General features: G+C 71.8%; 23 protein-coding genes. 14 read left to right on the forward strand and 9 right to left on the reverse strand.

Annotated elements, in window-relative coordinates; translation table 11 throughout:
- Positions 1–5: 5 nt before the first annotated feature.
- Positions 6–3,116, forward strand: a complete 3,111-nt coding sequence (locus tag AC5RV6_RS14535; protein WP_494008033.1) for an alpha-mannosidase — start codon at positions 6–8, stop codon at positions 3,114–3,116.
- On the opposite strand, the gene AC5RV6_RS14540 is transcribed toward AC5RV6_RS14535, so the two are convergent.
- From AC5RV6_RS14540 to mftR, 4 genes are all read right to left on the reverse strand, one after another.
- Complete coding sequence (locus AC5RV6_RS14540) at positions 3,113–3,439, reverse strand: hypothetical protein (RefSeq protein WP_494008034.1); 327 nt, start codon at positions 3,437–3,439, stop codon at positions 3,113–3,115. The genes AC5RV6_RS14535 and AC5RV6_RS14540 overlap by 4 nt on opposite strands.
- Positions 3,440–3,546: 107 nt before the next feature.
- On the reverse strand, positions 3,547–4,323 hold the full coding sequence (gene map, locus AC5RV6_RS14545; protein WP_494008035.1) for a type I methionyl aminopeptidase: 777 nt from the start codon (positions 4,321–4,323) through the stop codon (positions 3,547–3,549).
- An 84-nt stretch (positions 4,324–4,407) separates the two neighbouring features.
- On the reverse strand, positions 4,408–6,093 hold the full coding sequence (locus tag AC5RV6_RS14550; protein WP_494008036.1) for a GMC family oxidoreductase: 1,686 nt from the start codon (positions 6,091–6,093) through the stop codon (positions 4,408–4,410).
- 29 nt (positions 6,094–6,122) lie between these two features.
- On the reverse strand, positions 6,123–6,743 hold the full coding sequence (gene mftR / locus AC5RV6_RS14555) for a mycofactocin system transcriptional regulator MftR (protein WP_494008037.1): 621 nt from the start codon (positions 6,741–6,743) through the stop codon (positions 6,123–6,125).
- 99 nt (positions 6,744–6,842) lie between these two features.
- Between mftR and mftA the strand changes: the two genes are divergently transcribed.
- From mftA to mftF, 13 genes are all read left to right on the forward strand, one after another.
- Positions 6,843–6,962, forward strand: coding sequence for a mycofactocin precursor MftA (gene mftA, locus AC5RV6_RS14560; RefSeq protein ID WP_494008038.1), 120 nt, complete (start codon positions 6,843–6,845; stop codon positions 6,960–6,962).
- 10 nt (positions 6,963–6,972) lie between these two features.
- Positions 6,973–7,254 (forward strand): mycofactocin biosynthesis chaperone MftB, encoded by a 282-nt coding sequence (mftB, locus tag AC5RV6_RS14565; protein WP_494008039.1) that lies wholly within the window; start codon positions 6,973–6,975, stop codon positions 7,252–7,254.
- Positions 7,251–8,534 carry a mycofactocin radical SAM maturase gene (gene mftC / locus AC5RV6_RS14570; RefSeq protein ID WP_494008040.1) on the forward strand — a complete coding sequence of 428 codons (1,284 nt, stop codon included), beginning with the start codon at positions 7,251–7,253 and terminating at the stop codon, positions 8,532–8,534. The genes mftB and mftC overlap by 4 nt, the downstream gene beginning before the upstream one ends.
- An 80-nt stretch (positions 8,535–8,614) precedes the next feature.
- Positions 8,615–9,445, forward strand: coding sequence for a mycofactocin-coupled SDR family oxidoreductase (locus AC5RV6_RS14575; RefSeq protein ID WP_494008041.1), 831 nt, complete (start codon positions 8,615–8,617; stop codon positions 9,443–9,445).
- A gap of 40 nt (positions 9,446–9,485) precedes the next feature.
- The gene (locus tag AC5RV6_RS14580; protein WP_494008042.1) at positions 9,486–10,316 is read left to right on the forward strand and encodes a mycofactocin-coupled SDR family oxidoreductase; all 831 of its coding nucleotides are present in this window, start codon (positions 9,486–9,488) and stop codon (positions 10,314–10,316) included.
- A gap of 28 nt (positions 10,317–10,344) precedes the next feature.
- Positions 10,345–11,157, forward strand: coding sequence for a mycofactocin-coupled SDR family oxidoreductase (locus AC5RV6_RS14585; RefSeq protein ID WP_494008043.1), 813 nt, complete (start codon positions 10,345–10,347; stop codon positions 11,155–11,157).
- Between the two features lie 16 nt (positions 11,158–11,173).
- On the forward strand, positions 11,174–12,007 hold the full coding sequence (locus tag AC5RV6_RS14590; RefSeq protein WP_494008044.1) for a mycofactocin-coupled SDR family oxidoreductase: 834 nt from the start codon (positions 11,174–11,176) through the stop codon (positions 12,005–12,007).
- A 21-nt stretch (positions 12,008–12,028) separates the two neighbouring features.
- On the forward strand, positions 12,029–12,868 hold the full coding sequence (locus AC5RV6_RS14595) for a mycofactocin-coupled SDR family oxidoreductase (RefSeq protein WP_494008045.1): 840 nt from the start codon (positions 12,029–12,031) through the stop codon (positions 12,866–12,868).
- Between the two features lie 22 nt (positions 12,869–12,890).
- Positions 12,891–13,802 carry an AAA family ATPase gene (locus tag AC5RV6_RS14600; RefSeq protein WP_494008046.1) on the forward strand — a complete coding sequence of 304 codons (912 nt, stop codon included), beginning with the start codon at positions 12,891–12,893 and terminating at the stop codon, positions 13,800–13,802.
- A gap of 6 nt (positions 13,803–13,808) precedes the next feature.
- Positions 13,809–14,780 carry a vWA domain-containing protein gene (locus tag AC5RV6_RS14605; RefSeq protein ID WP_494008047.1) on the forward strand — a complete coding sequence of 324 codons (972 nt, stop codon included), beginning with the start codon at positions 13,809–13,811 and terminating at the stop codon, positions 14,778–14,780.
- A gap of 24 nt (positions 14,781–14,804) precedes the next feature.
- The gene (gene mftD / locus AC5RV6_RS14610; protein ID WP_494008048.1) at positions 14,805–16,010 is read left to right on the forward strand and encodes a pre-mycofactocin synthase MftD; all 1,206 of its coding nucleotides are present in this window, start codon (positions 14,805–14,807) and stop codon (positions 16,008–16,010) included.
- An 8-nt stretch (positions 16,011–16,018) separates the two neighbouring features.
- The gene (mftE, locus tag AC5RV6_RS14615) at positions 16,019–16,756 is read left to right on the forward strand and encodes a mycofactocin biosynthesis peptidyl-dipeptidase MftE (protein WP_494008049.1); all 738 of its coding nucleotides are present in this window, start codon (positions 16,019–16,021) and stop codon (positions 16,754–16,756) included.
- The gene (gene mftF / locus AC5RV6_RS14620; RefSeq protein WP_494008050.1) at positions 16,753–18,177 is read left to right on the forward strand and encodes a mycofactocin biosynthesis glycosyltransferase MftF; all 1,425 of its coding nucleotides are present in this window, start codon (positions 16,753–16,755) and stop codon (positions 18,175–18,177) included. Before mftE ends, mftF begins: the two co-directional genes overlap by 4 nt.
- 2 nt (positions 18,178–18,179) lie before the next feature.
- On the opposite strand, the gene AC5RV6_RS14625 is transcribed toward mftF, so the two are convergent.
- From AC5RV6_RS14625 to hutI, 5 genes are all read right to left on the reverse strand, one after another.
- Positions 18,180–18,983 carry an ABC transporter ATP-binding protein gene (locus tag AC5RV6_RS14625; RefSeq protein WP_494008051.1) on the reverse strand — a complete coding sequence of 268 codons (804 nt, stop codon included), beginning with the start codon at positions 18,981–18,983 and terminating at the stop codon, positions 18,180–18,182.
- Positions 18,980–20,050 carry a FecCD family ABC transporter permease gene (locus tag AC5RV6_RS14630; RefSeq protein WP_494008106.1) on the reverse strand — a complete coding sequence of 357 codons (1,071 nt, stop codon included), beginning with the start codon at positions 20,048–20,050 and terminating at the stop codon, positions 18,980–18,982. Before AC5RV6_RS14630 ends, AC5RV6_RS14625 begins: the two co-directional genes overlap by 4 nt.
- A 20-nt stretch (positions 20,051–20,070) precedes the next feature.
- Positions 20,071–21,114, reverse strand: coding sequence for a FecCD family ABC transporter permease (locus AC5RV6_RS14635; protein ID WP_494008052.1), 1,044 nt, complete (start codon positions 21,112–21,114; stop codon positions 20,071–20,073).
- The gene (locus AC5RV6_RS14640) at positions 21,111–22,139 is read right to left on the reverse strand and encodes an iron-siderophore ABC transporter substrate-binding protein (protein WP_494008053.1); all 1,029 of its coding nucleotides are present in this window, start codon (positions 22,137–22,139) and stop codon (positions 21,111–21,113) included. Before AC5RV6_RS14640 ends, AC5RV6_RS14635 begins: the two co-directional genes overlap by 4 nt.
- Positions 22,140–22,287: 148 nt before the next feature.
- On the reverse strand, positions 22,288–23,463 hold the full coding sequence (gene hutI / locus AC5RV6_RS14645) for an imidazolonepropionase (RefSeq protein WP_494008107.1): 1,176 nt from the start codon (positions 23,461–23,463) through the stop codon (positions 22,288–22,290).
- Positions 23,464–23,497 lie beyond the last annotated feature (34 nt).

Here is a 23,497-nt window from a genome sequence, read left to right on the forward strand (position 1 = left end):
ATCCGGTGCACGAGAACCGCGAACACGTCGAGGCCCGGATCAGCCGGTTCCTGGCCGAACGCCTCGAACCCGCCCGCTGGCGGGACCGGCGTCCGCTGGACATCGCCGCCTGGACCGCGCCGGGCGAGCCCGTGCCCTTCGCACAGGCCCAGGACCAGGACTTCCGTCCCTTTTCCCCCGGCACCGCCTGGGGCGCACCGTGGGGCACCACTTGGTTCCGGCTCTCCGGCACCGTGCCCGGGCACTGGGCGCAGGACGACGGCGGGCGGCCGGAGCTGGTGGTCGACCTGGGCTTCACCGGCCAGCAGCCGGGCTTCCAGGCCGAGGCCCTGGTCTACACCGCCGACGGGGTTGTGGTGAAGGCCGTGGAACCGCGGAACCTGCACGTACCGCTGGACGCGGCCCCCGGCGAAGAATTCACGTTCTATCTGGAGGCGGCGTCCAACCCGGACATCATCGGCGGGTTCACCTACGCTCCCACGCCGCTGGGCAGCCGGGAAACGGCGGGCGAGGCACCCCTGTACGTCTTCCGGTCCGCGGACCTGGCCCTGCTGGATGTGGAGGCCTGGAACCTGGTACGGGACGTCTGGACCTTGAACGGGCTGATGCACGAGCTGCCCATGGACCTGCCGCGCCGGTACGAGATCCTGCGCGCGCTGGAGCGGGCGGTGAACGCCGTCGACCCCGCCGACGTCGCCGGCACCGCCGCAGCGGGCCGCACCGAACTGGCCGGGGTGCTGGCCAGCCCGGCGTATGCGAGCGCGCACCGGATCCACGCCGTCGGGCACGCCCATATCGACAGCGCCTGGCTCTGGCCGGTGCGTGAAACAGTGCGCAAGGTCGCCCGGACCTTCGCCAACGTCGTGGAGCTGATGGACCACGAGCCGGGGTTCATGTTCACCGCCTCCTCCGCCCAGCAGTACGCCTGGCTGCGGCAGTACTATCCGGAGCTGTTCGCCCGGGTCGCGGAGAAGGTCCGGGCCGGACGGTTCGTGCCGACCGGGGGCATGTGGGTGGAGTCGGACACGAACATGCCCGGCGGCGAGGCCCTCGCCCGGCAGTTCATCACGGGGCAGCGGTTCTTCCGGGAGCACTTCGGGGTGGAGCCGGAGGTGGTGTGGCTGCCGGACTCGTTCGGCTACACCGCGGCCCTGCCGCAGATTGCCCGGGCCGCCGGGATGCGCTGGTTCCTGACCCAGAAGATCTCCTGGAACGAAACGAACACCATGCCGCACTCCACCTTCCGGTGGGAGGGCATCGACGGCACCCGCCTGTTCACGCACTTTCCGCCGGTGGACACCTACAACTCCGAGCTCTCCGGCCGGGAGCTGGCCCGGGCGCAGCGCGGCTACCGTGAGAAGGGCTTCGGGAACACCTCGCTGGTGCCGTTCGGCTGGGGCGACGGCGGCGGCGGGCCCACCCGGGAAATGCTGGCGGCCGCGTCGCGCACCGCGGATCTGGAGGGCTCGCCGAGGGTACGGCTTTCCAGCCCGGAGATGTTCTTCGAGGCGGCGGAGGCGGAGCTGGCGGATCCTCCGGTCTGGTCCGGGGAGCTGTACCTGGAGTTCCACCGCGGCACCTACACCAGCCAGGCCCGGACCAAGGCCGGCAACCGGCGCAGCGAGCACCTGCTGCGCGAGGCCGAACTGTGGGCGGCGACGGCCGCGGTACGCACCGGCGCCGGGTACCCCTACGACGCGCTGGAGCAGGCCTGGCACACGGTGCTGCTGCAGCAGTTCCACGACATCCTGCCCGGCAGCTCGATCGCGTGGGTGCATCAGGAGGCCGAGCGCAACTACGCCCGCGTGGCCGCCGAACTGACCGTGCTGATCGAAGCCGCCGCGCGGAGCCTGCTCGGCACCGGGGACTCGGCGGCGGTGCTTAACGCCGGCCCGTATCCGCAGCAAGGCGTGCCCGCCGGCGGCGTCGCTCACGGCCTCCTCCGGGGCGAATCGGCGGACGGCGGCGGGCCCGGCGCTGCCGCGGAGGCGGTTCCCGGCAGCTGGGCACGCACCGGCGCCGGCTGGGAGCTTGTCGGCGGGCGCCTGCGGCTGGCCGTGGATGAGGACGGGCTGTTCCCCTCGCTGACCTTCGGCGGCCGTGAGGTCTTCCCGCCGGGCCGCCCGGGCAACCAGTTCCAGCTGTTCCGGGATACTCCGAACCAGTGGGACGCGTGGGACCTGGACGCGCACTACCGGTTCGGCACCATTGCCCTCATGCGCCCGGACGCCATGGCGGTGGAGGACGACGGCCGGGTGCTGCGCATCGACCGATCCTTCGGCTCCTCCACCCTGGTGCAGCGGATCTCGCTGAGCCCGGACGGCACCGCGGTGGACCTGGACGTGGAGGTGGACTGGCATGAGCGGCAGAAGCTGCTCAAGCTCGCCTTTCCGCTGGATGTGCACGCGGACCGGGCGGCGTCGGAAATCCAGTTCGGGCACCTGTACCGGCCCACCCACGCCAACACCTCGTGGGACGCCGCCCGCTTCGAGACGGTGGCCCACCGGTGGGTCCACGTCGGGGAGCCCGGGTTCGGCGTCGCCGTCGCCAATGACCGCACCTACGGGCACGACACGCTCCGGGACGAGGCGGCCGGGCGTACCTGCACCACCGTGCGGCTTTCCCTGCTGCGTGCCCCGGTGTTTCCGGATCCCGGCGCCGACCAGGGCCGCCACCGGTTCCGGTTCGCGCTCCGCCCCGACGCAGGGATTCCGGAGGCCGTGGCCGAGGGGTACCGGCTGAACCTGCCGCTGCGCACCGTCACCGGGGTCGGCGGCACGGACGACGCCGACGGCGGACGCAGCGCTCCGCTGCTCACCGTCGACAATCCGGCGGTGGTGATCGAGGCGGTAAAGCTGGCCGAGGACCGCAGCGGCGACGTCGTTGTCCGGCTCTATGAAGCGTTCGGCGGGCGCGCGACGGCGGCCCTCACCGCCGACTTCCCCTGGACTTCGGTGACGGCCACCGATCTGCAGGAACGTCCCTCCGGCCCGGGTGCTGCCGGCGCGGATGCCCTTGGCGCGGCTTCTCCGGGCTCACCGACCGGGGGTACGGTGGCGCTGACCCTGCGTCCCTTCGAACTGGTCACGCTGCGCTTCGCGCGGGCGGTTCCCTAGGCGCTGCCGGCCACCAGCACCGCCACGATCGGCGCCACCCAAAGCAGGAAGGTCAGCAGGAACAGCAGCGCCCCGGTGCGTGGTGCGCCCATCCGCGCGCCGGCAATCAGGCAGGTGCCGCCGAGCGCCAGCCCGGCCAGCCAGCCGGGGCCGAGCCAGAGCGCGGCGCCGGACCAACCGCCGTCGACCTCCAGCGCCAGCCGCACCAGGGTCCAGGCGGGCAGCGCGCTCAGCAGGTAGAACAGTGCACCGATTCCGACGGCGAGGCCGCCGGCCCAGCCCAGCCGCTGCGCCGGTTTCGCCGGTCCCGTGTCCGCCGCCATGGCCCCCCTTGCCCGCATAGATCAGCCCAGCCGATCCCCGACGCTGCGGGGACGGGCCCGGTGCCGCGGAAGCGGCACGTCCTCCACACCCTACAAGCCTGGGCGGGTCAGCGTCCGGTGGGCAGGGTGAGGATTTCGGCGCCGTCCTCGGTGATCGCGATGGTGTGCTCGGTGTGCGCGGTGCGGCAGCCCGTGGCGCTGCGCAGTGTCCACCCGTCGGGGTCCATGGCCAGTTCCGCGGTGTCGGCCATGATCCAGGGTTCGAGGGCCAGCATGAGTCCGGGCACCAGCTTGTAGCCGCGGCCGGGCCGGCCGGTGTTCGGGATGTGCGGATCCTGGTGCATGGTGGATCCGATGCCATGGCCGCCGAATTCGGTGTTGACCGGGAATCCGGCTTCGCTGAGCACGGCGCCGATGGCGTGCGAGATGTCGCCGATCTTCGCGCCGGGGCGGGCGGCGGCGATGCCGGCGGCCAGGGCGCGCTCGGTGGCGCGGATCATCGCCACGCTCTGCGGCGGTTTGGACTCGCCCACGATGAAGCTGATGGCGGCGTCGGCGGCCACGCCGTCCTTGATGACCGCCAGGTCGAGGGTGAGCAGGTCACCGTCGGCAAGGGCATAGTCGTGCGGCAGGCCGTGCAGCACGGCGTCGTTGACGGCGGTGCAGATGTAGTGGCCGAACGGGCCGCGGCCGAACGAGGGCTCATAGTTGACGTAGCAGGACTGCGCGCCGGCCTCCTCGATCATGCTGCGGGTCCACTGATCGATCTCCAGCAGGTTGGTGCCCACCCGGGCCCGCCGCTTCATCTCCTGCAGGATGTCGGCGACCAGGGCTCCGGTGACTTTCGCCCGCTCCAGTTCGCTCGAACTCATGATCTCGATCATTCAGCGCCTCCTGCGCAGCCGGTAACCATCCCCGGCCATCGTATCGCCGCCGGTCCGCCCCGCCGGACCTGGGCCGCACTTCCATCAGCCTGCCGGCCAAGTCGTCCTATGCCGCCGCTGTTCTCCCGGCCCCTCGCGCATGTGCTGCGCAATGAGTTCCCCGATCATCACCGCCGTGGCCGCCGGACCCCGGGAGGGCGCCGTCGGAAGGATCGAGGTGTCCGCGACCCGCAGTCCGCGGATCCCGTGCACGCGTCCCGCCGGATCGACGACGGCGCCGGGGTCCTCGGCCGGGCCCATCGGCGCCGTGCCGCACATGTGCAGGGCCGTGCCCAGGTGCGAGCGCATCCAGGCGTCCAGCAGCCCGTCGTCGGCCAGTACCGCCGGGCCGGGTTCGCTGATGCCCCGGCTGAGGGGGCGGAAGGCGCGCGACCCGAGGATGGCCGCCGCCGTGCGCACTCCCGCCCGGAGCCGGGCCAGGTCGTCCCTGTCGGAGAGGTAGTGGTAGTCCAGCGTCGGCTGCACCGTGGGATCGGCCGAGGCCAGGCGCAGCATCCCCCGGGAGGAGCTTTGCTGCAGGGCCACGAGGAATTCCAGGTCCTCCTGATGCCGCCAGTCGCGCAGCAGCCGCCGCAGCGGGACCCCGCGCAGGGCGCGTACGGTGCGGACCGGGTGGGACAGCCCCTCCCGCAGCCCGAGCGACAGTGCCCCTGCGGAGCCGGAGAGCAGGTAGCCCGTCGGCTTGAGCATGGGCAGGATTTCCAGGTCGGCGGCCTCCGCGCCTTCTGCTCCGGAGCTGAAGTTGAGGCAGCTTTCCATGATCCGCGGCAGGGGCAGGGTGACGACGCCGGCCCGGGGCCGCCACCGCACCGAGACCTCGGGATGGTCGGCGAAGGCCCGGCCGACGCCGGGCCGCTCCGCCCGCACCGGGATCCCGTGGGTCTCCAGCTGGTCCCGGGGGCCGATGCCGGAGAGCAGCAGCAGGTGGGCCGAGCCGATCGCGCCGGCGCACAGCACGACCTCCCGGGCCCGGACCGCACTGATCCGGCCGTTCCGCTCGACCTCCACGCCGACGGCACACGCCCCCTCGAAGAGAACGCGCCGCACTGCGGTGTTCCCCTGAACAGCCAGGTTGGGCCGGTTCCGGCTGCCGTCCAGGTATGCCAGCGCGGTGTTCCAGCGGAGCCCGTGCTGCACGTTCATGGGGACCGGCCCCACCCCGGGCGGGCCGTCGGAGTTCTTGTCCGGCTCCGTCCCGAACCCCAGCCCGGTTGCTGCCCGGTGGAAGGCGCGGGTAATCCGGTGGGTCTGCGGGGGCCGGTCGACGGGGACCGGGCCGGCGGAGCCGTGCCCGGGGAGCCGGCCGAACTGGGCGTCGGACTCCATCCGTGCATAGATGCGTCGGGCCTCCTCATAGGACCAGGCCGGCCCGCCCACCGCCGCCCAGCGGGCGAAATCCGTGCGGGCGGCCCGGATGAAGTAGCCGCCGTTGAGCGCCGTCGACCCGCCGAGGATCCGGCCGCGGGCAATCACGTAGGGAAGCTCAGCGGTGAGGTTTCCTGCGTAGGACCAGTTATGTGGATAGCCGGGCATGGCGCCCTGTACCGTTCCGGCGTCGAGCAATTCGGCGGGGTACCCGTCCCGGTTTCCCGGCGCGGGCCCGGCTTCGAGCAGCAGGACCCTGCGGCCCGGGTCTTCACTGAGCCGGGCGGCCAGGGGCACTCCGCTGCCTCCGGCCCCCACCACTACGACGTCGTACGGCTCGGCCATGTCCTCCCCCTTGAGTATCGGAACAGCGGCTAGGAGTCCGGCGTGTGCCGGTCCAGCACTCCCTCCACCAGCTGCAGTGACCGCAGCAGCAGCTCGGTCAGGTCCGCGTCCTCATCCTGCAGCCACTGTTCGTATGCGGCAAGGCACAGCCCCAGCAGCGCCCACGCGGTGGCCTGTGGCTTCAGGCTTTCGGGGGCTTCGCCCAGCCGCCGGGCAACGTACTCAGCGACCACCTGCCGCCAGGCCGAGTACCGAAGCGTGGAATGTGCCAGCAGGGTCGGCACGTTCAGCAGCAGCTGCATGCGCTGCCGGTGGTACCCCACTTCGTCCGGCGGAAGCCGGTTGAATTCCAGGACGGCGCTGCACAGCGCCGGTCCGAGCGGCATGTCTTCCGGCAAGCCCCGCAGGTAGGTGCGCATCCTCTCCAGCAGCGCCTCAAAATCGCCCCAGGGCAGGTCGTTCTTGGATTCGAAGTACCGGAAGAAGGTTCGCCGCCCGATTCCGGCGGCTGCGGCAATCTGGTCCACCGTCACGTCATCGAATCCGTGCGCGTGGAACAGGGACAGCGCCACATGGCTGATCTCGTCCTTGGTCGTGACCGGTTTCCGCCCGGTTCGGGGCCGTCCGCCGACCGCCGCTGCTGTGTCCAAAAAATCCCCTCTTCCCAATGGCACCCGGTGCCGTTACCCTCCTGCGCACCACAGAGTATCGCCATCGTCGCCGGTTTCTGACCGTAAGGAGCACCCGCAATGGACGCCATGATCCCTGCCTCCGACAGCACCTCCCCCGACCACTCCACCGACCCCGACGCCGGGCAGGAGCTGCTGGTGGAGGAAGTCTCCATTGACGGCATGTGCGGCGTCTACTGAGGCCGCGGACATGCAGACCACGTTTGACCTCGACGCACCCTGGCGGATCCATCCCCAGGTGGCCGTCCGCCCCGAGCCCTTCGGCGCACTGCTCTACCATTTCGGCACCCGGAGGCTGTCCTTCCTGAAGGACCTTCGGCTGCTGGCAGTGGTCAGGGGCCTGGCCGCAGAGCCCTCCGCCCGGTCCGCCTGTGCCGCCGCCGGCATCGGGGCCGAGGACCTGCCCCGATACGGGCAGGCCCTGGGCACGCTGGCCTCGTCCGCCATGGTGGTTGAGAGGCGGGCATCATGACCGTCCTGCCGGCACCCACCCGGCGCCCGCAGACCCTGGTGGACCTGTTCGAGTCAGGGCTGGACGCTCCGATCTGCCTGACCTGGGAACTGACCTACGCCTGCAACCTCTCCTGCGTGCACTGCCTGTCCAGTTCGGGACGGCGCGATCCCCGCGAGCTGAGCACCGACGAGTGCAAGGCCATCATTGATGAGCTGGAACGGATGCAGGTCTTCTACGTGAACATCGGCGGCGGGGAGCCCACCGTGCGGCCTGACTTCTGGGAGCTGGTGGACTACGCCACCGCCCACCGGGTAGGCGTGAAGTTCTCCACCAACGGGGTCAAGATCACCCCCGAGGTGGCGCAGCGGCTGGCGGCCAGCGACTACGTCGACGTGCAGATCTCGCTCGACGGCGCCACCGCCGAGGTGAACGACCAGGTCCGTGGACCGGGCTCCTTCGATACCGCGCTGCGGGCCATGCAGAACCTGGCGGACGCCGGCTTCACCGGCTTCAAGATCTCCGTGGTCTGCACCCGGCAGAACATCCCCCAGCTGGACCGGTTCAAGGAGATCGCAGATCAGTACTCCGCGCAGCTGCGCCTGACCCGGCTGCGTCCCTCCGGCCGCGGCGCCGACGTCTGGGATGACCTGCACCCGACCGCCGGGCAGCAGCGCGACCTCTACGACTGGCTGGTCCTGCACGGAGACAACGTGCTTACCGGTGACTCCTTCTTCCACCTCTCCGCCTACGGCAATGCCCTGCCCGGGCTGAACATGTGCGGTGCGGGCCGGGTGGTGTGCCTCATCGATCCGGTGGGGGACGTCTATGCCTGCCCGTTCGCCATCCACGAGCAGTTCCTGGCCGGCAACACCCGCTCGCCGGGCGGCTTCACCGAGGTGTGGCGCAACTCGGAGCTGTTCCGGGAGCTGCGCAGCCCGCAGACCGGCGGCGCCTGCGCCTCCTGCACCTTTTACGACTCCTGCCGGGGCGGGTGCATGGCCGCCAAGTTCTTTACCGGCCTGCCGCTGGACGGCCCGGACCCCGAGTGCGTCCGCGGCCTCGGGGCCGAGGCTCTCGAGGCCCGCACGCCCGGCCGCTCGCCCCGCTCCGACGTCGACCACTCCCACCGCACGTCCCCGCCGCGTCCGCGGTCCAAACCGGTGCCCGTCACCATTGCCCTGCGCCGGCCGGAGCGTCCGCCCGTCAGCGCGTGCGCCGAGGATCCGCTGGCAGGCTTCTTGGCCACCTCCGACCCGGCTGCCGGGTGCGGCTGCGGCTCCGGCGGCTGCGGCAACTGACGAAAGCACGACCGAAAACCCGGGACGTATCCCCGCGGCCTGGGCTGAACAAGCAAAAAGACACGAAAGAGGTGCATGCAATGGGGCGTGTAGAAGGAAAAGTCGCATTCGTTACCGGCGCTGCCCGGGGCCAGGGCCGCAGCCACGCGCTTCGGCTGGCCCAGGAGGGAGCCGACATTATCGCGGTGGACCTCTGCGGCCAGGTGGATACCGTCCGTTATCCAATGGCGACGGCGGAGGATCTGCAGCAGACCGTGAAGGAGGTCGAGGCGCTCGACCGGCGGATCATCGCCACGGAGGCCGACGTCCGCGATTTCGGAGCGCTCAAGGCGGCGGTGGACGACGGCGTCGCACAGCTGGGCCGGCTGGACATTGTCAGTGCCAACGCGGGCATCGTCGGTTTCGGGCCCGCGGACGAGCTGAGCGAAGAGGAATGGGGCGACATGATCGACACCAACCTCACCGGCGTCTGGCACACCGCCAAGGCCGCGATTCCTCATCTGAAGGCCGGCGGCAACGGCGGCTCGATCATTCTCACCAGCTCCACTGCAGGCCTGATGGGCATGGCGAACCTGGCCCACTATGTGGCGGCGAAGCACGGCGTCGTGGGCCTGATGCGCACGCTGGCCCTGGAACTGGCGCCCGACATGATCCGGGTGAACACCATTCATCCCACCAGCGTGAACACGGACATGATCCACAACAGCGCCACCTACCAGCTCTTCGCCCCGGATCTGGAGAACCCGACGCGGGACCAGATCGGCGAGCGTTTCCAGACGCTAAACGCCCTGCCCATCAAGTGGGTTGAGGCGGTGGACATCTCTAATGCACTGCTCTGGCTGGCTTCCGACGAGGCCCGCTATGTCACGGGCGTGACCCTCCCGGTCGACGCCGGCTCCACCACCAAGTAACCCTCCCCGCACCACTGTCAGTGTTGGAAAGGAGCACGTCATGGGACGTGTTGAAGGAAAAGTAGCGTTCATCACCGGCGCCGCCCGCGGTCAGGGCCGCAGCCACGCCGTGCGGCTGGCGCAGGAAGGCGCCGACATCATCGCCGTCGACCTCTGCGGCCAGATGGACACGGTGCCCTACGACATGGCGACTGCCGCTGATCTGCAGCAGACCGTCAAGGAAGTCGAGGCCCTGGACCGCCGGATCGTGGCTGTCGAGGCGGACGTGCGCGACTACGGCGCTTTGCAGGCAGCGGTGGACGACGGCGTGGCCCAGCTCGGACGGCTGGACATCGTCAGCGCCAACGCGGGGATCTTCTCCATCGGCAGGGTTGAAGAGCTCAGTGAGGAAAGCTGGCAGGACATGATGGACGTCAACCTCACCGGCGTCTGGCACACGGCCAAAGCCGCCATCCCGCATCTGAAAACCGGAGGAAACGGCGGCTCGATTGTCCTGACAAGTTCCGCCGCCGGGCTCAAGGCTTCGGAGAACATCGGCCACTATGTTGCCGCAAAGCACGCCGTGGTGGGCCTGATGCGCACGTTGGCCCTGGAACTGGCCCCGGACATGATCCGGGTGAACTCGATCCACCCCACAACAGTGGCGACGGACATGATCCTCAACGATGCCGCCTACCGCCTGTTCCGTCCGGATCTGGAGAACCCTGCCCGGGCCGATGCCGCCGAGGCTTTCGCAACCATCAATGCTTTGCCGGTCCAATGGGTGGAAGCGCGCGATATCAGCAACGCTCTCCTGTTCCTGGCCTCGGATGAGGCCCGCTACATCACGGGTGTCCCCCTTCCGGTGGACGCCGGAGTCCTCCTCAAATGACCTACCCGCAGCAGGAAAGGAGCACGTCATGGGACGTGTTGAAGGAAAAGTAGCGTTCGTCACCGGAGCGGCCCGCGGCCAGGGCCGCAGCCACGCCGTCCGGCTGGCGCAGGAGGGCGCGGACATCATAGCCGTCGACCTCTGCGACTCCGTGCGCGGCGTCGGCTATCCCGCCGCCACCGAGGAAGACCTTGCCCAGACCGTGAAGGAAGTCGAAGCCCTGGACCGGCGGATCATCGCCGCCAAGGCCGATGTCCGGGACCGCGGCGCGCTGCAGAAGGCAATCGACACCGGGGTGGCCGAACTCGGCCGGCTGGACATCGTCGTCGGCAACGCAGGCATCATGATCATGCGGCCGTGGGACCAGACGACCCAGGACATGTGGGATGACACCCTGGCGGTCAACCTCACCGGGGTGTGGAACACCGTCCAGCTCGCTGCCCCGCACCTCATCGAGTCCGGCGGCGGGTCCGTGATCCTCACCAGCTCCGCGGCCGGGCTGAAGGGCCTCCCCTTCCTGGCCCCCTACGTCGCGGCGAAACACGGGGTCGTCGGGCTGATGCGGGCCTTCGCCACCGAGCTGGCCGAGCACAACATCCGGGTCAACTCCGTCCATCCCACCGGTGTGGAGACCACGATGGTCACCGGCAGTGACATGGAGTCCTACCCCGGGTGGCTGGAGGCGCACCCTCGGCTGAATGCCATGGCGATCAACCTGCTGGACGTGCAGTCGATCCAGCCCGTCGACATCTCCAACGCGGTCCTCTACCTCGCCTCCGATGAGGCGCGGTACGTCACGTCCCTGGCCATGACCGTCGACGCCGGCGTCACCCAGTACTGAGCGAAAGGAGCACGTCATGGGGCGTGTAGAAGGAAAAGTCGCATTCATCACCGGAGCGGCCCGCGGGCAGGGGCGCAGCCATGCCCTGCGCCTGGCCGAAGAGGGCGCCGACATCATCGCCGTGGACATCTGCAGCCAGATCGACACCGTGCCGTACGGTATGGCCTCTGCCGAGGACCTGCAGCAGACCGTCAAAGACGTGGAGGCGCTGGATCGGCGGATCGTCGCCGTCGAAGCCGACGTCCGGGACTACGCCGCGCTGAAGGCCGCGGTGGACGACGGCGTGTCCCAGCTCGGTCGGCTCGACATCGTCAGCGCCAACGCAGGCATCTCCTCCCTCGGCGCCCCCGCGGAGGAGATCGACGAGCAGTCCTGGCAGGACATGATCGGCACCAACCTCACCGGAGTCTGGCACACCGCCAAGGCCGCCATTCCGCATCTGAAGGCCGGCGGGCAGGGCGGCTCGATCACGCTCACCAGTTCCGTCGCCGGGCTCAAGGGCATGGGCAACATCGCCAGCTACGTGGCCGCGAAGCACGGCGTCGTGGGCCTGATGCGCACCCTGGCCCTGGAACTGGCCCCGGACATGATCCGGGTGAACTCCATCCACCCCACCACGGTGGGCACGGACATGATCCTCAACGACGCGACGTTCAAGCTGTTCCGCCCGGACCTGCAGAACCCGACCGCGGACGATGCGGCCCAGGCGTTCAGCGCCATCAATGCCCTGCCGATCACCTGGGTGGACGCACGGGACATCAGCAACGCCCTGCTGTTCCTGGCCTCGGATGAAGCCCGCTACATCACCGGCGTCACGTTCCCCGTGGACGCCGGGGCCCTGACCAAATAGCTCCGGACGAAAGGAAGCACCATGGGGAACCTTGAGGGCAAAGTCGCCTTCATTACCGGAGCCGCCCGCGGCCAGGGCCGTGCGCACGCGCTGCGCCTGGCCCGCGAAGGCGCGGACATCATCGCCGTCGACCTCTGCGGGCCGGTGGACACGGTCACCGATTTCTACCCGCCGGCCACCTCGGACGATCTCAAGGAGACCGCCCGACTGGTGGAGGCCCTGGACCGCCGGATCGTCGCCGTGGAGGCCGATGTCCGGGACCTTGACGCCCTGACAGCCGCGGTCAACGAGGGCGTCGCCCAGCTCGGACGCCTGGACATCGTGGTCGCCAACGCCGGCATCTTCACCTTCGGCACCGATACGCACCGGATCGATGAGCAGTCCTGGCAGGACCTGATGGACATCAACGTCACCGGGGTGTGGCATACCTACAAGGCGGCGGCCGAACATCTGATTGCGGCCGGCCCCGGCGGTTCCGTCATCATCATTTCCTCCCTGGCCGGGTTCAAGGGGCTGGCGAATGTGGCGGCCTACACCACCACCAAGCACGCCGTCGTCGGGCTCATGAAGGTACTGGCCAACGAACTGGGGCCGCTGGGCATCCGGGTCAACACCATCCACCCGAACTCGATCGACACGCCGATGGTGAAGAACCGGAAGACCTACCAGCTGTTCCGCCCCGACCTGGAGGATCCGCAGGCCGAGGACGCCGAGCCGGCCTTCGCCGGGCTGAACCCCATGGGCAAGGCCTGGATCGAGCCCGAGCACGTCTCCAACGCCGTCGCCTGGCTCGCCTCCGACCAGTCCTACTACGTCTCCGGCGGCCAGATCCCCGTGGACGCCGCCGCGGCCGTGCACTAACGGCCGCATGAAAGGAACAGCCGTGCAGACAACGGACCTCCCGGCCACCCGGGACCGGATCGCCGCGCATCTGGTCGGCCGCGAGCGGGAACTTGAACTCACGCTCGCGGCCGTGGCCGCCGGCCGGGACATTGTCCTGGAGGGCCCGCCCGGCACCAGCAAGACCACCATGCTGCGCGCCATCACCGAGGAGTGGGGCATCCCGCTGCTCTTCGTGGAGGGCAATGCGGACCTGACGCCGGCCAAGCTGGTGGGCCACCACAACCCGGCCCGGGTGCTGCGCGAGGACTACAGCGCCGACAACTTTGTGGCCGGGCCGCTGGTGGAGGCCATGCAGTCCGGCGGGTTCCTCTACATCGAGGAATTCAACCGGGCCCCGGAGGACACCCTCAACACGCTGCTGACGGCGATGGCCGACCGGTCCATTGCCGTGCCGAGGGTGGGGGCGATCGCTGCGCGGGACACCTTCCGGGTGATCGCCTCAATGAACCCCTACGACAACGTGGGCACCACCCGGCTCTCCACCTCGGTCCACGACCGGCTGAACCGGCTTGCCATCGATTACCAGGACGACGCCGCCGAGCGCGGCATCGTCGCGCTGCGCACCAACGCGGCCGGCGAGCTGGGCCGGGCGCTGACCGCGGACGCCGTCGCCGTCACGCGCGCCACCCGGGAGCACCGCGACGTGCGCCAGGGCTCCTCGGTGCGCGGCGCGATCGACTGCGTGCTGGTGGCCCAGCAGCTGGCCGGGCTGCGCGGCGTCACCGAACCCGGCGTCGACGGGTACGCGGGGCTGGTGTACGACGCCATGCTGGTCTCCCTGTCCGGACGGATCCACCTGGACGAGGCGGCCGAGACCACCCCGGAGCGGGTGCTCCGCGAAATCTGGGAGGACCACTTCCTGCTCAACCCCGCCGCCGCGGCTCCCGGATGAAGAGCAGTGGACGCCGAGTCACCGCTGGTCCGCCGCGACCGGCCGGCGCGCACGCCGCTGCGCCGCCGGCCCAAGCAGCTGAGCGGTGAGCCCACGGTGTTTGAGCCGGTTCCGGGCAGCGGCGGGGCCGCCCTGCGCCCGCTGCCCTCCGCCGCCCGGCCCGGCCGGGCGCCCGCGCCGCCGGGGGCCACCCGGCCGGGCATCACCGACGAGGCCGCCGGCACGGCGGCCCCCGAGGACGGCGGCTCCGGACCCGACCCGCTGGTGCTGGCCCGGATGCGGCAGATCATGGCCCGCCTGGCGGTCCCCCGCCCGCGGCGCGACGCCGCGCAGAGCCGGGGCGGCGGAACGCTGGCCAGCCTGCCCTACCGCGGCAGCGCCGACGAGATCGACCTGGACCGCACCCTGGAGGTGCTGGCCGAGCGGCCGGTGCCCGAAGACGAGGACATCATCGTCCGCGACCGGATCCGCACCCGCCGCTCGGTGGTGCTGGCCGTGGACGTCTCCGGATCGATGAAGGGCGAGCGGCTGCAGACCGCGGCGGCCGCCGTCGGCGCCCTCGCTTCCGAGCTGCACCGCGACGCGCTGGCCGTCATCGCCTTCTGGTCCGACGCCGCCCTGCTGCACCCCATCGGCGCGGAGCTGAAGCCGATGGAGCTGCTGGACGCCCTGCTGCGGATGCCGGCCCGCGGCCTGACCAACGTCAGTTTTCCGCTCGAGCTGGCGCTCACGCAGCTGGCCCGGGCGCCGGCACGCGATGCCCGGGTGCTGCTGCTCTCGGACTGCGTCCACAACGCGGGTCCGGACCCACGGCTGGCCGCCGCCCGCCTGCCCCGGCTGGACGTGCTCATCGACGTCAGCGGAGAAAAGGACGTCGAGCTGGGCCGGGACCTTGCCCGGCTGGGGCACGGCAGCGCCCGCCTGATCCGCAGCTACCGCGACGTCGCTCCCGCCGTCGGCCGTCTGTTCACCGCATAAGAAGCGCACCAGGAAAGGACCGCAATGTTCAGGAACCCGTGGTTTGAAACCGTGGCGGAGGCCCAGCGCCGGGCGAAGAGGAACCTGCCCAAATCCGTCTACGGAGCGCTGGTCGCCGGCTCCGAGCGCGGGGTGACCGTCGAGGACAACATCGCCGCCTTCTCCGAGCTGGGCTTCGCCCCGCATGTGGTCGGCATGACCGCCAAGCGGGACCTGTCCACCACGGTGATGGGCCAGCAGATCGCCCTGCCGGTGATCATCTCCCCCACCGGCGTGCAGGCGGTGCATCCGGAGGGGGAGGTGGCCGTGGCGCGGGCCGCCGCCGCGCGCGGCACGGTCATGGGCCTGAGCTCCTTCGCCAGCAAACCGGTGGAGGAGGTGGCGGCCGCCAACCAGCAGCTGTTCTTCCAGATGTACTGGAGCGGCACCCGTGAGGCGATGCTCCAGCGCATGGAGCGGGCCCGGGCGGCCGGCGCCACGGGCCTGATCTCCACCCTGGACTGGTCCTTCTCCAACGGCCGGGACTGGGGCAGCCCGGTCATCCCGGAGCGGGTCACGCTCAAGACCATGGCGCGGATGGCCCCGGAGGTCGCCATCCGGCCCCGCTGGCTGCTGGAGTACGCCCGCACCGGCCGCATCCCCGACCTGACCGTGCCCAACCTCGCCGCCGGCGGGGAGACCCCGCCCACGTTCTTCGGCGCGTACGGCGAATGGATGCAGACCCCTCCTCCCACCTGGGAGGACGTCGCCTGGCTGCGCGACGCCTGGGGCGGACCGTTCATGCTCAAGGGCGTGTCCCGGGTCGACGACGCGCGGCGGGCCGTGGACATCGGCGTCACCGCCCTGTCGGTCTCGAACCACGGCGGCAACAATCTCGACGGCACCCCGGCCACCATCCGGCTGCTGCCCGCGGTGGCCGAAGCGGTCGGGGACCAGGTGGAGGTCCTGCTCGACGGCGGTGTCCGCCGCGGCAGCGACGTCGCCAAGGCCCTGGCCCTGGGCGCGCGGGCGGTGATGATCGGCCGGGCCTACCTGTGGGGGCTGGCCGCCAACGGCCAGGCCGGCGTCGAGAACGTCCTGGACATCCTGCGCGGCGGGCTGGACTCCGCGCTGCGCGGGCTGGGGCATTCCTCCATCCACGAGCTCAGCGCCCGGGACCTGGTGGTGCCGCCCGGGTTCAGCCGCACCCTGGGCACGCTCGGCAACGAGTTGTCCATCCAGGAACCCTAGGAACGCCGATGACCGCCCATCCCGCTCCGTTGTCGGCCCTGGCCTGGCCGCAGGTGCCGGCCGGGGCCACCGTGCTGGTGCCGATGGGCGCCACCGAGCAGCACGGCCCGCACCTGCCGCTCGATACCGACACGCTGATCGCCACGGCCGTGGCCCGCGCCGCGGCCGCGGAACTGGCAGCGGGCCGCGGAGAGCCGCCGGTCGTCGTCGCCCCGGCCCTGAACTACGGCGCCAGCGGTGAGCACCAGGCCTTCCCGGGCACCATGTCCCTGGGCCGCGGGGCGCTGCTGTCCGTGCTGGTGGAGCTGTCCCGTTCCCTGGCCGGCTGGGCAGGCCGGGTGGTGTTCGTCAACGGGCACGGCGGGAACGTGGCCACGCTGGCCGACGCCGTCGGGCAGCTGATCTACGAGGGCCACGAAGTGGGCTGGGTTCCAGCCGTCTCCACGGCGGTGGACGCCCACGCCGGGCGCACCGAAACCTCCCTGATGCTGCACCTGGCGCCGTGGTCGGTGGCCCTGGACCGCGCCGCGCCCGGGGCCACCGCCCCGGTGCGGGAGCTGATGCCTGCCCTGGTCTCCGGCGGCGTGGCCGCGGTCTCCCCCTCCGGTGTGCTCGGGGATCCCTCGGGTGCGAGCGCCCGCGAAGGTGCCTCGCTCCTGGAGGCCGCGGTCCAGGAGGTGCTGGCCCGGATCGCCGGCCGTCCGGACGGCCGCGGCTGCCTGCAGCCCCGGCGGGCGGCCCCGTGAGTGCCCTGCCGCCGGGGTTCCGGATCCGGCTGGCCCGGAACGTCACGGTGCATGCCGGAGGGGTGCTCTCCGGCGGGGCCCCGCACCGTGTGCTGATTCCCGGCCCGGCGGCCCGGCGGCTGCTGGACGGCGGGGAGCTGACGGTGACGGACGGCCCCTCGGGCCGGCTGGCGGACAAGCTGCTCGGCAGCGGCATGGCGGATCCGGTGGTCGGGTCCCTGGCCGATCTGCCCGCTGCGTCGCCCGCGGCCGGGGATTCGGCGGTGACCTTCGTGGTGCCGGTGCGTGACCGGCCGCGGCAGCTGGAGCGGCTGCTGGAGAGCATCGGTTCCGGCAAGCCGGTCATCGTGGTCGACGACGCTTCGGAGGATCCGGCCGCCGTCCAGCAGGCCGCCGGCCGGTTCGGCGCCGAGTACGTGCCGCTGCCGGAGAACCTGGGCCCAGCCGGCGCCCGGAACGCGGGGCTGGCCCGGGTGACGACGCCGTTCACCGTGTTCGTGGATTCCGACGTCGTGCTCCACCCGGCGGCGGTGGGCCGGCTGCTGCGCCACTTTGCCGATTCGCAGGTCGCGCTGGTCGGGCCGCGGGTGCTCGGCGCCGGGTCTGACCGGCCGGGCTGGCTCACCCGGTACGAGGATTCCCGGTCCTCCCTGGACATGGGCGCCCGCTCCTCACTCGTGCACCCCCGGGGTACCGTGTCGTGGCTGCCCGCCGCCTGCCTGGCGGCACGCACGGCGGCCCTGGCCGAGGGCTTCAGCCCCGGGCTCCGGGTGGCCGAGGACGTGGACCTGGTCTGGACGCTCATCGGCCGGGGCTGGCGGGTGCGGTACGACGCCGAGGCCACCGTGCGGCACGAGCATCGGAGCGAGCTGGGGCCCTGGCTGGCCCGCAAGGCGTTCTACGGCACCGGCGCGCATCAGCTGGCCCTGCGGCACGGACACAATGTGGCCCCGGCGGTGCTGGCGCCGTGGAGCGCCGCCCTGGCCCTGGCCCTGCTGGCACAGCGCCGCTGGTCGGTGCCGGTGGCGGCCGTCCTGGCCGCGGCCACGGCCCTGCGCCTTGCCGGGCGGCTGCGGCAGGCGCCGCGTGCGCTCCCGCTGGCCGGCGTGCTGGTGGGTCAGGGCGTCCTCGCCGTGTTCGGCCAGGTCTCGGCCCTGCTGCTGCGGCACTGGTGGCCGCTGACCGCCGTCGGGTGCCTGCTGTCCCGGCGGATCCGGCGCGCGGCGCTGGTCGCCGGGCTGGCCGACGCGGCGGTGGAGTATGTGCGGACCCGCCCGCGGCTGGATGTCTTTCGCTTCGCCCTGATCCGGCGCCTGGATGATGTGGCCTACGGCGCCGGTGTCTGGTTCGGGGCGCTGCGCGGCCGGTCCCCGCAGGCCCTGCTGCCGGAGCTGACCGGGCTCCGGCGCCGCAGGCGCTGAGCTCAGGCCAGCACGTGGTGCCGGCCCAGCGGCAGCATCAGCGGCTTGCCGGAGGACGGGTCGGTGATCACCTGGTTCTCCAGTCCGAAGACGGCCCGCACCGTCTCCTGCGTGAGCACCTCTTCCGGGGAACCGGCCGCGTGCAGCCGGCCGCCGGCCAGGGCCACCAGGTGGTCCGCGTACCGGGCCGCCAGGTTCAGGTCATGCAGCACCATCACGATCGTGGTGCCTCGGGACCGGTTCAGGTCGGTGAGCAGGTCCAGCACTTCGATCTGGTGGCTCACGTCGAGGAAGGTGGTCGGCTCATCCAGCAGCAGCAGATCGGTCTGCTGGGCCAGGGCCATGGCGATCCACACCCGCTGCCGCTGCCCGCCGGAGAGTTCGTCCACCGCCCGGTCCGCGAGCGCGGCGGTCTCGGTGGCGTCCAGCGCGGCGGCGACGGCGGCGTCGTCCTCCGCGGTCCAGCGGGCCAGGAACCCCTGGTGCGGGTGCCGGCCGCGGCCCACCAGGTCCGCCACCGTGATGCCCTCCGGGGCGATCGGGGACTGCGGGAGCAGCCCCAGGGTGCGGGCGAGCTGTTTGGCCGGCAGCCGGTGCACGGCCTTGCCGTCCAGCAGCACATGCCCGTGCCGCGGGGCCAGCAGCCGGGACATGGCCCGCAGCAGGGTGGACTTGCCGCAGGCGTTGGCACCGATGATGGCGGTGACCCGGCCGGCCGGAACGGTCAGGTCCAGCGAGTCGATGACCGTGCGGTCGCCGTACCCCAGGGTGAGGCCTTCGACGATCAGGGAATGCGAGTCGGTCACAGTGAGGCTCCTGCCCGGTTGACGCGGACGATGAGGTAGACGAGGTAGGGCGCGCCGAGCACCCCGGTGATGATGCCCACCGGGTAGCGGGTGCCGAACGCGTACTGGCCCACGAAGTCCGCCGCCAGCACCAGCAGCGCCCCGACCAGGGCGGCGGGCACCAGCAGCGACGGTCCGGGGCCGACCAGCCGGGCGGCGATCGGCCCGGCCAGGAACGCGACGAACGCAATGGGCCCGGCCGCCGCGGTGGCGAAGGAGATCAGCGCGACCGCCGCGACGATCACCACCAGCCGGGTCCGGTCCACCCGCACCCCGAGGGCGGCGGCGGTGTCATCGCCCAGCCGGGTGGCGGCCAGGTTGCGGGTCTGGGACAGCAGCGCCGGCCCGAACACGGCCAGTGCCGCCAGCACCGGCACCACCTGCGCCCAGGCGGCGCCGTTGAGGCTGCCGGTCAGCCAGCGCATGGCCTCCTGCATTTCCCAGTCCGGGGCCTGCGAGAGCATGTATGCGGTAAAGGAGTCCAGCATCGCGGCGACGCCGATGCCGATGAGGATCAGCCGGGTGCCGGCCACCCCCGATTTCCAGGACAGCGCGTAGATGGCCAGCGCCACCGCCAGCCCGGCGGTGATCGCGAAGACGGACACGGCCGCGCCGCCCAGCGACAGGCCGATGATCGCGAACGCGGCCGCGGCGCTGGCCCCGGCGCTGATTCCGATGATGTCCGGGCTGGCCAGGGGGTTGCGCAGCATGGTCTGGAAGGCGACGCCGGCCAGGCCGAAGCACGCCCCGGTAAGCACCGCCAGCACCGCGCGCGGCAGCCGCAGCCTGCCCACGGTGAACGACGCTCCGGGCACGTCCTGGCCCAGGATCACCCCGGCCACCTCGGCGGGCCGGTAAAAGGTGTGCCCGGCCATCAGGCTGAGCGCGAAGACGGCCAGCACCAGGGCGGCGAGCACCCCGAGCACGGCCCGGCTGCGGAGCCTGCGGCGGCGCCGGGCCCGCACCACGGCCTGCAGGGTGGCTCCGGGCTCCGGGGCGCCGGGCGCGGCACGGCCGGACACGGGCACGCCGGCAGGAGAGGAAACGGTCACAGCGCACGCACCTTCTGCCGGCGGACGATCCAGATGAACACCGGAGCACCCACCAGCGCGGTGAGGATCCCGACGTCGATCTCCGCGGGCCGGGCGACGACGCGGCCGAGCACGTCGGCGGCGGTCACCAGGGCGGCGCCGGCGACGGCGGAGAAGGGCAGCAGCCAGCGGTGGTCCACGCCGACCAGCAGCCGGCAGGCGTGCGGCACCACCAGGCCGACGAAGGCGATGGGCCCGGTGACGGCGGTGCAGGCACCGCAGAGCACGACGGCGCCGGCGGCGGCCAGCGCGCGGGTCAGGGCCACCTTCTCCCCCAGCCCGGCGGCGAGGTCATCGCCCAGGGCCAGGGAGTTCAGGCCGCGGGCGGACAGCAGGCAGAGCAGGAACCCGGCCAGGATGAACGGGGCCACCTGGCCGATGCTGTCGAAGGTTCCGCCGCCCACGCCGCCGATCTGCCAGGACCGGGCGCCGCCGGCCAGGTCGTTGCGGGGCAGCACCACGGCGCTGACGAAGGAGGCCAGCGCAGCGGAGGTCGCCGCCCCGGCCAGGGCCAGCTTCAGCGGGGTGGCGCCGCCGCGGCCCAGCGACCCGACGGCGTAGACGAACACGGCGGCCGCCGCGGCGCCGGCGATGGCGGTCCAGATGTAGCCGGTGACGGTGGCCAGGCCGAACCAGGCCATGCCGCACACCACCGCCAGGGACGCGCCCATGTTCACGCCGAGGATCCCCGGATCGGCCAGCGGGTTGCGGGTCACACCCTGCATCACGGCCCCGGCCAGGCCCAGCGCCGCACCGGCAATCACGGCGAGTACGGTGCGCGGGATGCGCTTGGCCACCGCGGCCTGGTCAAAGCCGTCGGCGGAGCCGCCCAGGGCGGCGGCGATGTCCGCCCAGCCGACGTCGCGCGCGCCCACGGTGATGGAGGCCAGCATCAGCCCGGCCAGCAGGACCAGGGCGGCGGCCGGCCAGAGGGCGCGGCGCCGCCGTGGCCGCCGCAGGGGTGCGGCGGCCGCGGCGGCGGACGGGGTGGAAGTGCTCACTTGGCCTTGTCGGCGGCTTCGGCGAGCAGCGAGACGTAGTCCTCGAGCACCCAGCTGATGGCCAGCGGAGTCGGGTTGGCGGCGGTGCCCAGCGGCTGGTCTCCCGGCAGGGACACGACGGCGCCGTTGGCGACGGCGGGGATCTGCGAGAGCAGCGGATCGGCCTCCAGGGTGGCCAGCAGGTCCTCGCCGCCGTAGGTGACGATGATGTCGACGTCGGCGAACGCGTCGGCCTGCTCGGCGGAGCGGGTCAGCGCGAACTTCTCGGTTTCCGCGGAGGCCTCGGCGATGCTGCCGGCCACGGACATGCCCAGGTCTTCGAAGAACAGGGTGCGCGGATCATGGGTGGTGTAGAAGCTGACCTGGCTGAGGTCGGTGGGATCCACGTGGGTGAGGAACATGGCGCTGCGGCCCTCGATGGCCGGGAAGTCGGCCGCCGTGTCCGCCATCTGCCGTTCCAGGTCCGCGATCAGGTCACGGCCTTCCTGCTCCAGGCCCAGGGCCTGGCTGTTCAGCTCCACCATTTCGCGCCAGGAGGTGCCCCAGGCGGTTTCCGGGTAGGCGACCACGGGCGCGATTTCGCTCAGGGTGTCGTAGTCCTCCTGGGTCAGCCCGGAGTACGCGGCCAGGATGATGTCCGGCCGGGTGTCGGCGACGGCTTCGAAATCGATCCCGTCGTTCTCGTCGAACAGCACCGGGGTTTCGGCGTCCAGCTCCGTCAGGGCCTCCTCGACCCAGGGCAGCACGCCGTCGCCGTCGTCGTCGCCGAAGTTGGCGGCGGCCATGCCCACGGGCACCACGCCCAGGGCCAGCGGCACCTCATGGTTGGCCCAGTTCACCGTGGCGACGCGTTCGGGCCTGTCTTCGATGACGGTGGTGCCCAGGGCATGCTCGATGGTGACCGGCTCCCACGCGCCGTCGGAGGCCGCGGCCCCGTCACCGTCGGCGGAGGACGGGGAGCAGGCGGCGAGGCCGGCGGAAAGCAGGACTGCCGTGGACAGGGCAGCAAGACGTGAAGCGCGCATGGGAAACGTCCTTCTCGAAGGGGGTCGGAAGCGGCGGACTCCGCCCCCGCACCCGTCACGGCGCCAGCTTAGGAGAACCTAACCAAGGACAGCCTAAGTGGCGGATGGGGAGGATGACGAATGGAGTGAAATGTGACGCCGTGCGGCGTCAGGCCGGCGCCCCGTCCTTGAATACCCGCCAGGTCAGCGGCATGCCGGGCCGGTACGCCAGGTGGACCGCCGACGGCGCGTCGAGGACCTGCAGATCCGCGCGCTTGCCGACCTCCAGGGATCCGGTCTCGTCCTGCAGCCGCAGCGCGAGCGCGCCGGTCCAGGTGGCGGCACGGACCGCCTCCGCGATGGTCAGCCGCATCTGCAGCACCGCGGTGGCGACGCAGAACCCCATTGACGAGGTGTAGCTGGTGCCCGGGTTCAGGTTCGATGCCAGCGCCACCGGCACCCCCGCCTCCAGCAGCCGGCGGGCCGGGGCGAGCGGCTGCCGGGTGGACAGGTCGCAGGCGGGCAGGCAGGTCGCCACCGTGCCCGGCGTTCCGGAGCCTGCCGCGGCGTCCCAGCCCGTCCAGGTGCCGGCCAGCGCGGTGACGTCGTCGGCGTTCAGATGGTTGACGTGGTCCACGGACGCCGCGCCCAGTTCGGCCGCCAGACGGACCCCGGGGCCGGGGCCGAGCTGGTTGCCGTGCACCCGCAGGCCCAGGCCGGCGTCGGCCGCCGCGGCCAGGATGGCGGCCGCATGGTCCCGGTCGAACGCCCCGCGTTCACAGAACACGTCCGCCCACTGCACGTAGGGGCGCACCGCGTCGAGCATCGGCCCGGTCACGAGCGCCGTGTAGCCGTCGATATCGGCGCCCTCGGGCACCAGATGGCCGCCGAGGAAGGTCACGGCGTCCGCCTCCCCTGCCGCGATGCGGGCGTGCCGGGCCTCGGCGTCCACGTTCAGCCCGTATCCGGTCTTCGTCTCCACCGTGGTGGTGCCGCCGGCCCGGGCCTCTGCCACCCGCCGGCGCACCAGCCGGGCCAGTTCGGCGTCCGTGGCGGCCCGGGTGGCGGCGACGGTGGTGCCGATCCCGCCGGCTGCGTAGTCCTGCCCGGCCATCCGGGCCTCGAACTCGGCGGACCGGTCCCCGGCGAAGACGAGGTGGGTGTGTGAGTCCACCCAGCCCGGGAGCACGGCCCGGCCGGCCAGGTCGGTCGCCGCGTCGGCGGCCGGTGCGCGGGAGGCCGGGCCCAGCCAGGCGATGCGCCCGTCCTCGATGACCAGGGCCGCGTCGGTCAGCACCCGGTCCCCGGCGTCCACAGTGCGCAGCTCGCCGATGTTGGTCAGCAGATGCGCGGTGCCCGCGCCGGGCGTGCCCGGGCCC

It is taken from the genome of Arthrobacter saudimassiliensis, assembly GCF_059090665.1.

Coding starts and splice junctions, on each gene's coding strand:
- AC5RV6_RS14575 (WP_494008041.1), top strand. CDS start 8,615: ATGGGGCGTGTAGAAGGAAAAGTCGCATTCGTTACCGGCGCTGCCCGG.
- mftE (WP_494008049.1), top strand. CDS start 16,019: ATGACCGCCCATCCCGCTCCGTTGTCGGCCCTGGCCTGGCCGCAGGTG.
- mftA (WP_494008038.1), top strand. CDS start 6,843: ATGGACGCCATGATCCCTGCCTCCGACAGCACCTCCCCCGACCACTCC.
- AC5RV6_RS14580 (WP_494008042.1), top strand. CDS start 9,486: ATGGGACGTGTTGAAGGAAAAGTAGCGTTCATCACCGGCGCCGCCCGC.
- AC5RV6_RS14595 (WP_494008045.1), top strand. CDS start 12,029: ATGGGGAACCTTGAGGGCAAAGTCGCCTTCATTACCGGAGCCGCCCGC.
- AC5RV6_RS14540 (WP_494008034.1), bottom strand. CDS start 3,439: ATGGCGGCGGACACGGGACCGGCGAAACCGGCGCAGCGGCTGGGCTGG.
- AC5RV6_RS14640 (WP_494008053.1), bottom strand. CDS start 22,139: ATGCGCGCTTCACGTCTTGCTGCCCTGTCCACGGCAGTCCTGCTTTCC.
- AC5RV6_RS14590 (WP_494008044.1), top strand. CDS start 11,174: ATGGGGCGTGTAGAAGGAAAAGTCGCATTCATCACCGGAGCGGCCCGC.
- mftC (WP_494008040.1), top strand. CDS start 7,251: ATGACCGTCCTGCCGGCACCCACCCGGCGCCCGCAGACCCTGGTGGAC.
- AC5RV6_RS14550 (WP_494008036.1), bottom strand. CDS start 6,093: ATGGCCGAGCCGTACGACGTCGTAGTGGTGGGGGCCGGAGGCAGCGGA.
- map (WP_494008035.1), bottom strand. CDS start 4,323: ATGATCGAGATCATGAGTTCGAGCGAACTGGAGCGGGCGAAAGTCACC.
- mftB (WP_494008039.1), top strand. CDS start 6,973: ATGCAGACCACGTTTGACCTCGACGCACCCTGGCGGATCCATCCCCAG.
- AC5RV6_RS14585 (WP_494008043.1), top strand. CDS start 10,345: ATGGGACGTGTTGAAGGAAAAGTAGCGTTCGTCACCGGAGCGGCCCGC.
- mftD (WP_494008048.1), top strand. CDS start 14,805: ATGTTCAGGAACCCGTGGTTTGAAACCGTGGCGGAGGCCCAGCGCCGG.